The organism is Vibrio sp. S234-5 (assembly GCF_000960595.1).
Taxonomy (GTDB): Bacteria; Pseudomonadota; Gammaproteobacteria; order Enterobacterales; family Vibrionaceae; genus Vibrio.
Map to the genome: position 1 here is coordinate 1 of NZ_JZAM01000324.1, position 437 is coordinate 437.

Below are 437 nucleotides of genomic sequence, written 5' to 3' on the forward strand. Positions count from 1 at the left end.
TCGTTTCTTGCCGACACGGGATTGCCCATCCCCGTCGGGGCATTGTGGATTGCCGCGGTCATTTTGTTTGTGCCTGGGTTTTCCATCGCCATCGCTTTAGAGTGTCTCGCCTTTAATGATCTGATTGCCGGTACCAGCCGCTTTGGTCATAGCGTGTTGACGTTGATAACGCTCTTTGTGGGCATCGTTATGGTGCTTAATATCGGCGAAGCGTTCTGGGGGCAAGCAACCTCAATTTCATACACAAATCAGGTGCCGAGCTGGATGCACATTATCGGCTTGTTCTTGCTTTCCGTTTCATTAGGTATTTTGTTTAACGTCAGGCCCATGGACCTTGTTCTCGGCCTGTTTCTTTTACACATCTGACGCTTCCGACGAATAGAGAGGTGTATATCTCTGTGGTCCTCGACATCTTAATAAAAACAATCAAACAGTAT

General features: G+C 47.8%; 1 pseudogene. It reads left to right on the forward strand.

Going from position 1 to position 437, the window contains the following annotated elements:
- Positions 1 to 348 (forward strand): annotated as a pseudogene (locus tag UF06_RS18800) (threonine/serine exporter family protein); the annotation flags it as partial.
- Positions 349 to 437: the final 89 nt, after the last annotated feature.